This is a genomic window from Marinobacter sp. S6332 (genome assembly GCF_023016045.1).
Lineage (GTDB): Bacteria > Pseudomonadota > Gammaproteobacteria > Pseudomonadales > Oleiphilaceae > Marinobacter.
In genome coordinates this window covers 133433-142881 of sequence record NZ_JALKAP010000012.1, presented here as the reverse complement: position 1 = coordinate 142881, position 9449 = coordinate 133433, and the positions used below count along the sequence as shown (strand labels likewise).

The 9449-nt window shown below is 52.5% G+C and carries 9 protein-coding genes, 2 tRNA genes and 1 riboswitch; of the genes, 6 read left to right on the top strand and 5 right to left on the bottom strand.

The features are described 5' to 3' along the window. Positions 1-350: hypothetical protein (locus MWU62_RS16085; RefSeq protein ID WP_247115833.1), on the top strand; the 350-nt coding region annotated here is incomplete at its 5' end. Then, entirely contained in the window at positions 347-712 is a 366-nt protein-coding gene (locus MWU62_RS16080; protein WP_247115832.1) for a hypothetical protein, read from the top strand. The genes MWU62_RS16085 and MWU62_RS16080, both read left to right, overlap by 4 nt. 71 nt (positions 713-783) lie before the next feature. Here MWU62_RS16080 and MWU62_RS16075 read toward each other — a convergent pair whose 3' ends face one another. Continuing rightward, positions 784-1791: a WYL domain-containing protein gene (locus MWU62_RS16075; RefSeq protein ID WP_247115831.1), complete on the bottom strand. Its 1008-nt coding sequence runs from the start codon at positions 1789-1791 to the stop codon at positions 784-786. Between the two features lie 190 nt (positions 1792-1981). Between MWU62_RS16075 and MWU62_RS16070 the strand changes: the two genes are divergently transcribed. From MWU62_RS16070 to MWU62_RS16055, 4 genes are all read left to right on the top strand, one after another. Beyond that, positions 1982-2647, top strand: coding sequence for an SOS response-associated peptidase family protein (locus MWU62_RS16070; protein ID WP_247115830.1), 666 nt, complete (start codon positions 1982-1984; stop codon positions 2645-2647). Between the two features lie 279 nt (positions 2648-2926). Then, positions 2927-3397, top strand: a complete 471-nt coding sequence (locus MWU62_RS16065) for a hypothetical protein (RefSeq protein ID WP_247115829.1) — start codon at positions 2927-2929, stop codon at positions 3395-3397. A 193-nt stretch (positions 3398-3590) separates the two neighbouring features. Then, positions 3591-3830, top strand: coding sequence for a hypothetical protein (locus MWU62_RS16060; protein WP_247115828.1), 240 nt, complete (start codon positions 3591-3593; stop codon positions 3828-3830). A gap of 77 nt (positions 3831-3907) precedes the next feature. Next, positions 3908-5074 (top strand): hypothetical protein, encoded by a 1167-nt coding sequence (locus tag MWU62_RS16055; protein ID WP_247115827.1) that lies wholly within the window; start codon positions 3908-3910, stop codon positions 5072-5074. Positions 5075-5167: 93 nt separating this feature from the next. Here MWU62_RS16055 and MWU62_RS16050 read toward each other — a convergent pair. The 4 genes from MWU62_RS16050 to MWU62_RS16035 form a co-directional block, all read right to left on the bottom strand. After that, a tRNA-Cys gene (locus tag MWU62_RS16050) sits at positions 5168-5241 on the bottom strand. 62 nt (positions 5242-5303) lie between these two features. After that, positions 5304-5379 (bottom strand) — tRNA-Gly (locus tag MWU62_RS16045). 112 nt (positions 5380-5491) lie between these two features. Then, positions 5492-8140, bottom strand: a complete 2649-nt coding sequence (locus MWU62_RS16040; RefSeq protein WP_247115826.1) for an AAA family ATPase — start codon at positions 8138-8140, stop codon at positions 5492-5494. Next, positions 8137-9270: a DNA repair exonuclease gene (locus tag MWU62_RS16035; protein ID WP_247115825.1), complete on the bottom strand. Its 1134-nt coding sequence runs from the start codon at positions 9268-9270 to the stop codon at positions 8137-8139. The genes MWU62_RS16040 and MWU62_RS16035 overlap by 4 nt, the downstream gene beginning before the upstream one ends. 52 nt (positions 9271-9322) lie before the next feature. Further along, a riboswitch (TPP riboswitch) is annotated at positions 9323-9420 on the top strand. Positions 9421-9449 lie beyond the last annotated feature (29 nt).

Sequence of the window (9449 nt, the reverse complement as noted above, 5' to 3'; positions counted from 1 at the left end):
AATACGACTTTGATTCCACCATCGCCGGTTTCGATTACGACCTGCAGTTCGCTTTGTTCGATCAAGACAGCGTTTTCGATATCGAGAAATCAAACATCGTTCGCCAATGGGACAACCCCAGCGCATACCTGCGCTGCGAACTGATTACCCGAAGCTGCGATACAAACAGCGCATTAACATTTTTCCTGCAGCGCTGGGTGTCCGAACTCAGGTACAACACAGTAACCCGTGAAATACTGGACATTACTCAGGAGCAAAACACCGTTGAAATTCGCGCCCTGATCATAAGCCCACACAACGCGATGTCTTTTGAAATCCATATTCTGCCACCTATCGAGGAACGCCTATGAACCGCTTTAAAAAAGAAGAAGCCCGCGCGCACCAAAAAGCCCGTGAAGGTTTAACCGATGCGGAAATAAAACTCGTAGACGAGCAAGATGCCCTGAACAAGAAGATCTCAGGAATAGCGCGAACCATTCATATTGAGTGGTTTCCCGAAGAATACGACCACCAGATGGACTCGATTGCCGATGCTGCAGATCGAAGAAGCGGTATTAACCCTATGAATGCCGACTACATCAAAGAAGTGAACGAGCGTCGTAAAAAGCTTGGTGTGCAGCCCCTTGGATCGAATGGAATGCCGACGACTGATGAGAGCTGGGACATTGCTTACAGTGAAGCCCGCAAACAGATAAAACATTCGCCCAGGTAGAGTCAGAATCACCGTCGTGATTGACTGCCTGAAAGACAGCTCACTCTGTCTCAGGCATACAGCCTTTTTAACTACTCTGTACTATGACGACCAACACGCTCCAGCCCCTTTTCCAGGGTGCTTTCGATTTCACTGCGAAGCCACTTTGGCTCCAGAATATCGCAATGGACAGCTTGGGCCGTTAGCCACCATCGCAGATCCTGGGTATCACCTACGGTGACCGACAGTTCAAACGTTTGGTCATCGTCCTCTGTGACCAACTGATCCAACCCGAGAGGCGATTCGATCAGGTGATTCAAGGCAGGTTTGTCACAACGTAACTTCAGGAAAACCGGCTTGTCGGATTTCAGAATGCCCATGGCGCCCGAGTGAATGTACAGATCCAGATCGAAGTCATCCGGGCGCTCTACAGGTTCTTCAACGATCTCTCCGGTGGTCGCCCGATGAAGGACTAACTGGCGAACACCTTCCCTGCCCTCAATGGTTCCAATGAGGTAAACGTTAGGGTCTCGGAATATCAGACCATACGGATGGACTCTGATGTCCTCCGGCTCGTGCCAACTGCGTGCTTGATAGGTTAGTTTGCACTGATATTCACGAAGCAATGCCTCTGTTACCGTTTCCAGTACATCGGCATCGATGTCCGGGCGCTGCCCTCCCAAACCACGGCTGATTACCCGAACCCGGCTTGGCCATTGCCCCAGCGGATTACGATCCCGGGACAACGTACGATGGGCTTCCTTGAAATGAGGCTCCAGATGCGACAACGCCCTAGGTGGCAACATGGGAGCGAGATACGCCTTGGCCAACTCAAAAGTCAGTGCAGCGGGAAGATCCAACGCAGGAACGATATCCATTGAGGCTTCCCGATCAAACGACCAACGAAACGGCCGGGCGTTATCATCCACAAATAACGGAAAGTCCGTACTTAGCTTTTCAAGATCCCGCTGGATCGAGCGAATGGTCACAGAAAAATCATGCTCTTTCAGCCGTGTGGCAAGCTCGGTGGTTGTAATGGATTTGGGATACCTGGGCACCATCCTGAGCATGGTCAAGTAGCGAATGGCAGTACTGGACAAAATGCGACTCCTTGTCGTGCGTGGACGGCCGACAGCGGATTCTTCTGCCACCCCGGCTTCAAACGGATTTTCCAAAGCAGGTTCGATTATCGGCGATGCATTGCCGGGTAACAACTGGTGCGTTTTTTCAGAGTAGCCCTGCTCAGCAAAAAGCATCAGAATAGTTTGAGTTTTTGATTGCGAGGGCTCTATGTGCGGTCGATACAACGTTACGGATTCACCTGGAATTAGAACACTTATGGAACAGCTCGGCTTGCCCGGAATAACTCCTAGGTTGCAGCAGAACGTACCGCCTGGTGGTATTGGTGAGTTTGTGATTGAAGCAACTGATGATCGTTACTTGCTTCCGGGTATCTGGTCGTTACTGATTGAACCCAGACCTGAAGGTCATGGATACCGCCCCAACCCGAAGTTTCCCACATTTAATGCCCGAAGTGATCGACTCACCAGCAGCCCTCTCTGGAAGAAAGTGTACCCCTCGAAGCGTTGCATCGTCCCGGTAAGCGCCTTCCATGAATGGCAAGGCAAGCAGGTTTACAACATTCATCCTCTGAATGAAGCCACGGCCCTGGCAGGCCTGTGGCAATCATGGCACTTTGAAGAAGAACAGATAAACTCCTTCACTGTGATCACGCTTCCACCCCATCCCAGGTTCAGCCACATTCACCCTAAAAGCATACCGCTGATGCTTCGGCCAGAAGAGTTTGATCTATGGTTGGATCCGGGCTTTCATCAAGTGGAGGCGTTTCAAGCTCTGATGCAAACGCATATACCTGCCCCACTGGTGTGCGAGCCGGTTCGCGGCCCTATGGATTTGAGGCTGGTAGGCCAGGCAGAAATTCTTCTGCCAGATTAACCGTCGTATGGTGGTGACCTTAACGCCTGCACAGGTGTCCGGCATCTTTGAACCTCTGTAGACACACAAAAGACTGGTTCGATTATTGGTTCCGCGTATAAATTATCGGCGCCATGTATAACCGCGTATAAAACCACCAAGCGTTGAATCAACCAGCCTTCAGAACAAACTATCGCTTTCCCACATGTCGAGGCCGCACATTTATCCCTCCCCGCGCTAATTAGGTGAATTTGTTCGTTGGGTTAAGCTTATTACTCACAACCAAGAGGACGCAAAACCATGGCCTATATCATCTTTTTTATCGCGGGTGGAGTTATCGGCAGCCAATTCAGCCCAGCAGCCGGTATCGTTGGTGCTTTGATTGGACTGGCTCTTGCCGGCTCAGAAAGCGGCGCATCTGAAGGCAGTGCAAGCTCTAGCCAGTTTCACCACTCAACCTGGCTGACACAATCTGATGAAGGCGGCACTACGGGCATTTCCAGCCTGCAGCACGACGATTGTTTTAGTAACAACTTATTTATTGATGACAGCACCCCAGGGGCATCGATAGATCACCACTGGATTTCGGAACCCGTATATACAAATCCTGCAACGGGACTACCGATGGCTGAAGAGGGCATGTTCGGTATAGACGTTGGCGGCAACCTATTTGGTTCAAACAACCACGATATGTCCTCTACTTTTGACACCAGCACTGACTCGCTGTTCGACGACACTTTCAGTTCTGGAGGCATGGACAACGACTGGTGAGCACATAACCCGTAAAAACCATACAGGGAATAGGAAAATTAGCCCTTTGATCTGTTATGCAGCCCAAAAAGTCACTTTAACGCCAACGAGAGGCGAAATCCGCGGCCTAATATGTAAATGACAACTTCTCCTGTGGAACATGAAAAGTAGTAACCACAAAATTTCAACGAGAAGATGGACTTGAGGAAACGCTATGAGGCTGGTCTCCATCGCCACGTTCATCGCTATTGTGTACAGCGATGATGAAACACCGCCGTCAGTTTCAACCGTTCGCCAATGGTGCCCGAAGATCCCGGGCGCGTTCCGTGACGGCCGCCGCTGGCGCATAGACCTTGATTACTACTTTGAGATTATGAACGGACGAATTCGTGGCATGCCCGAAGACGATCAGGAACTCAGCTTCCTCAAAACACTTGCACGTCAACTAAAGTAGTCATGGGCGCACGAAGAGACCGAAACCGCCACTGGCTTGACCGTTACCCGGGGTTATATATCCGGGAACGCGACGGGATGTTTTATGTTCGACATCCTATCACTCGCAAACAGGGCAGCCTGCAAACAGACGACAAAGACCTGGCTATTCGTCGCTGGGCGATCCTCAATCAAATGTGGGAGGAGGAACGGAGAGAGTTCGATGCCGAACTCATGGCCGGGAATCTATCGATGTGCGATCCAATGGATGACGCCAATCGGATCACACTGAAAGAATACCTTCATACATGGCGAACAGAGTCTATTGGGCACCGAGTCGTTAATGGGCGTACTAAATGGGGCAAGTGCAACGTGTTCAGCCAACGAGGGCCAAACCGAGGCAAGCCCATTGCACTAGGAACCCGTATTGACTACGCAAGCGATGCCCAACAACTAGAAGCAAGCGAAGCATCCGACTTCCTCTTGGCGGACCCACAATTACTGCGCCGAATACGGCGCCTGCTTTCTGGCTGGCTCACCAAACCGACGCACTATAACGGCTTACGCAACACGCTATCTCGCGTATTCACCCATGCGGTTCAAGATGGACTAATCGATCGCAACCCCATGCGAGACATTCAGAAAATCAGTGAACCCAAAAGAGAAGTTCTGATACCCGATGAGATCTATAAAGAGATCACTACCCGCCTTTGTGTTCACCAAATTAACCGGCGAATAAAAGACGGCACTTGGCGAGCAAAGATCTGTGACCTGATATACATGATGAGCCAACAGCCCATCGACGTGTTTGGCTTGAAAGAAGAACAGATCAGAGATGACCAAAGTGAATTTGGAGAAATTCATTTCGCCAGGCACAAAACAGGCGTTCCGATTGTTATTGAAATGAATGAAGAACTACGGGATCTGATTGAATGGTTTCGCGATTGGAAAAAATCGGAAGACATCATTTCCCCTTACCTGATGGTTTACCCGCGATATTTTGATTTTCGAAGTCGCACGCGACCGGTAAGGCACCGTTATATTCAAATAGCCTGGGCGCAAGCCTGCGAAGAAGCCGGGTACAAAGGTCAATACCAGTTGAGAGATTTGCGCAAGAAGGGTTTGACCGACGAGTTTCTGTCCCAGGGGGAAAACAACAAGGGTGGTCATGAGACCGAAGCCATGCGGAAACATTACCGCTTAATTCGCCCGCCGGAGCGATCGAAATCGACGTTAAAATCACCGAGGGATACGGAGAAAAACTGAAATCGATGTCGCCATTTTGTCGCCATTTTGTCGCCATCGATACGCCGGTTCTAACACCGAAAAGCTAAGCGACTGAAAACAAAAGGGAAATAATGGAGGCGCGGGTCGGAATCGAACCGGCGTACGCGGAGTTGCAGTCCGCTGCATGACCACTCTGCCACCGCGCCTAAAAAGATCGAAGGAATCAATCTTTGTGCTCTCAGGTTGGCATTGAGAGACTTGAAGAAATTGGAGCGGGAAACGAGATTCGAACTCGCGACCCCAACCTTGGCAAGGTTGTGCTCTACCAACTGAGCTATTCCCGCTCTTAGCTACTGAAGCAATGCCTCAACAACGGATGCGTATTCTACGGATTACGGTGGTTTCGTCAATACCTTTTTTTAAGTTTTTGTTTTAGTGGAGATTTGCGGGTATTTTTTAACCAGTTTCACCATGAATTTTCAGTGCTTCAAGATCCCGCGGTTCTACGCCCAAGTCCCGCCATTTCTCAGGATGGCAGGTAAATAACAGTATCTGGTGGCGGGTTGCTGCGTCAAACAGTATCCGTTTCATGCCATCCAAGCGCGCTGAGTCGCTGTGCACAAGGGTGTCATCCAGAATGATCAGTGTCGGCCGCCCTGCTTCTTGCAGCAGGTCTGCATAGGCCAGGCGGCTGATCAGGCCCATCTGTTCCCGGGCACCAAAACTCAACTCTGCCATCTGCCCCAGTTCACTGCCCCGGCTGAATTTCCCGGGCATGAGGTTTTCATCCACTTCCAGGCTGGCTTCGGGGAACAGAACAGTCAGGTAATGATCCAGATGTTTTTGCAGCGGCGCCTGCAAACGCCTTGTCAGTGCCTGGCGTTTTTCGATTAACAGGTTCAGGAGCATATCCAGCGCTTTTGCACGTCTGTCGAGCTCAAGATACCGGCGGGTAACGTGTTCTAGATCAGCCGCCAGTTCGTTGTGCTTCTCCTCCAGTCCCTCAGCACCCCAGGCCTCCAGCCTTGCTCGGATTTCACTTAGCTCCAGGGCCCGTTTCTGCTGGGCATTCTCCTGATGTTCGGCGGTGGCGCGGTAGCGTGCTATGTCCTGCTTCAAAAGCTCAGGACGAGCTTCACGAATCAATGCTTCACGGTCTTTCAAGGACGCTTCGAGTTCTGCGTTTTGCTTTTCCGCAGCAGCGATATCGCGGGCAATACCTTCTATCTGCGATTGGCGCTCGGGGCTGCTCAGCTCATCCTGCATTCGCTGCCATTCCCGCTGCGCTGTTTCGCTAACGTAACGGGCTTTTTGCAACAATCCTTCCTGGTTTCTCTGCCTCGTCTCTGCGTCTGTGAGTTGACCCTCCGCTTGCTTTAACTCCGCCTCAGCCTGGCTTAGCGGTTTTGGGTCACCCTCTGTGCCTCCCACTTCTGGCAGCGCTTTAAGCTCGGTGGTCCTGGCGAGCAGTTCAGACTCAACCTCAGTCCGCCCGGAAACAAGCTGGTCGACGCCTTTGGGCGCCAGAGATTTGAGAAGGTCATCAAAGCGTTGTATCTGTGCTTCAGCATCTTGCAGACGCGCCAACTTCCCTTCTGCCGCTTCAACGGAATCAACTCCCAGCTCCGCCAATTGCTGCGAAACAGAGTGCCCCAATCGCTCAAGCTGTCGGCGGAGGCTGGCAAGGTCATCGCCCCCGGGCTGAATCCCGAGATCACCGATATCAGGAATTGTGAGAACGCCTTGCTCCAGCAGCAGCTTCTCGCCCTGCCCTTCAACGCTTTGCCCATCCAGGTTCAGAGTGGCACCTGGTTCAAGATTCCAGGTAACACGGGTGGCTACGGTCTGGATTCGGATGTTCGCATCATCGAGTTCACGCCGATTCTTCTTTAGTGACTGTAATGCACTGCTATCTATCAGGTTTTGTTTTTTCTGATTCCGTGCTGCATCCAGAGAAATCTGAATATCTTTGGCTTTATCCTGCCTTTTTTTGAGTTGGGTCAGGTCAGCTTCTAGCCGCGCGCAGTCTTTTCGCAAGCGCTCGCGCTTATCTCTCAGGTGGGCTTGCTGAACGGCTTGGTTGGCGAGCTGGTATTGGTTGCGCGCACGTTCAACCTGCGCTACCAACTCAGGGCTGGCGAGCTCTTCCTGCTCCAGCTGTTGTTTTGCCTTGAGATAGCTTTGATGACGCAGCTCAAGCTGGTCATTCTGGTTGCGCCAGTGAATCTGGTTTTGTTGAAGCAGGGAGAGGTTTTGCTGAATCTGCTTCTGCGACTCCATTCCCCGAGCCTGTTGCTCCTGCAATGCCTCCACTTCCCGGTATTTTGTTTCTGCGAGTTGCATCTCGCGCCGGGCCTCTTCCCAAGGCCGTTCGCGATTAGCCTGTTCATGCTCAGCGGCCAGAGTTCCCAAGCGATCCACCTGAGCCTGATACTGTTCAACCCGTGATTTCAGGTCCAACACCTGCTGCTGCAGTGCCTCCCGGGTATTGGCGTGCTCCAGGTATTCGCCTCTTGGCCTCCCGGTTGATGTCAGCAACTCTTTACGCTGCTGCTCTACTGCCTGAATAATCTCGTCGCCTCCGCTACTGGCGACTTCGCCCACCAGGTTGTTCAAGGCAGACTTCAGGTGGCCACCGGCGTGCAGTACGGCGTTTTCAATGTTTTGCCCGGTTCCCTGCTCTACCCAGAGCAAGCCCGGAATTCCCCAGTGTTCTTCTTTGCTGGCACCTTTTTTAGGGAACTGGTAACCCAGCAACTCAGCCAGTTTTTCTTCGGCTTCTTCGCCGCTGAAGGTTTGGTCACCCACCTTCAGATCACAGCGATGGCGTTTGAGAAAGCGCTTATCCAGCTGCCAATGCTTACCCCCATGGTCAAATGTCAGTTCAACCGTTGGCGCGGCAGAAGAATCGCCCCAAGGGGCCAGTTCCTCAGCGGATTTAGACCGGTAACGATCAAAGAAGGCGGCACGAATGGCCCGCACCAGTGTGCTCTTACCGGATTCGTTGGGGCCGTGAATCAGGTTAAGGCCCGGCTGCAGGCTGTCCAGCTCCAGACCTTGCCGGAATTGGCGAAACTGCTCAACACGCAAACGCTTGAGCTTCATTGGGCCACCTCCGCGTCTTTGGATTTGAGCAGGCCTGCAAGAATGCCCAATGCATCCCGTGCTACGGCAGCCGCCTCATCATCTTCTGTCGCCTGCTGGCCCTCCCTCAGTTCTTGAACCACTTCTCCGAGGTATCCGTCTGCGTGCAGTTCAGCAATATCATCTTCTGTGGGCGCCAACTGTAAGCCGCTTCGATCGCAGGTAACACTGCGGTAGCGGGCTTCTGCAATCGAAAGTGCTTCCGTCAGTTTTTGATCGCCGCCCAGCGTGAGTGTGCCATTAAGCTTCAAGTCCAGAACCGAAGCTTCTGGCAACTCGCCTATGCGAATCAGCAGTTCGTCCAGATCGGATGGGACAGATAGAGTCTCCCGCCACTGGTGCCACTGATAGCGAGCGGTTTCATGGCGGGTTACTTGAGGTGTCGCACCGGGGGTTTCGATATCAACAATCAATACGTATCCGGCATCGTTATTGCGGAACCGCTCAGGTTCCGGCGTACCGCTGTACCAGGTTCGTTCGTTAATCTGCTTAACGCCGTGCCAGTCACCCAGAGCCAGGTAATCCAGTTTGGCCGTGCTGGTTCTGTCGGGAGCAATAGGGTTGGCGGAATCAATTTCGTCCGGCAGCAAGCCCTGAACGCTGCCGTGGGCCAAGCCTATGCGCAGAAAATTCGCTTCAGTTTCCATATCGGCAAAAGGTTGAGTCAGGTCGCCATAGGTGTGTCGCTGGGTAAGAGGCGCGGACAACACCGCAATGCCCTGCTCCGGCAAAGATGTAACCCCGGACTCAAGCGCAAGGTGAACATTCGGTGGAACGGCGTCAAGGCGCTTTGCACGAGTCCAAACACTTTCGGCAAGTGCCGCATCGTGGTTGCCTGGCAGCATTACCCAGGGCCCAGCAAAGCCACTGGTGGCGTTAAATACCCGCCTGATGGTTCGATCAGACACGGTTTGAGCATCAAACACATCGCCGGCAACCAGAACCGCGTCGCACTGGTGTTCAGTGGCCAGCGCCGCCAGTCGCTCGATGGCTTCATATCGTGCTTCAACCAATGCCGCGCTATCTTCCGCGTCGAACCGACTGTAGGTTCGGCCCATTTGCCAGTCTGCTGTATGTAAAAACTTTGGCACCTGCCTTCTCCTTGCCTCTTACCATTGCCAACAGCCAGCATGGTACACTTTATTCAACTCAACGGGGTGCCAGGCAAATGCCGGGCTGAGACCATACCCGCGGAACCTGATCCGGATTATGCCGGCGAAGGGATTGAGCACTCACCAGCTTTGGTGGGGCCCGCGACATGGCTGCCAAT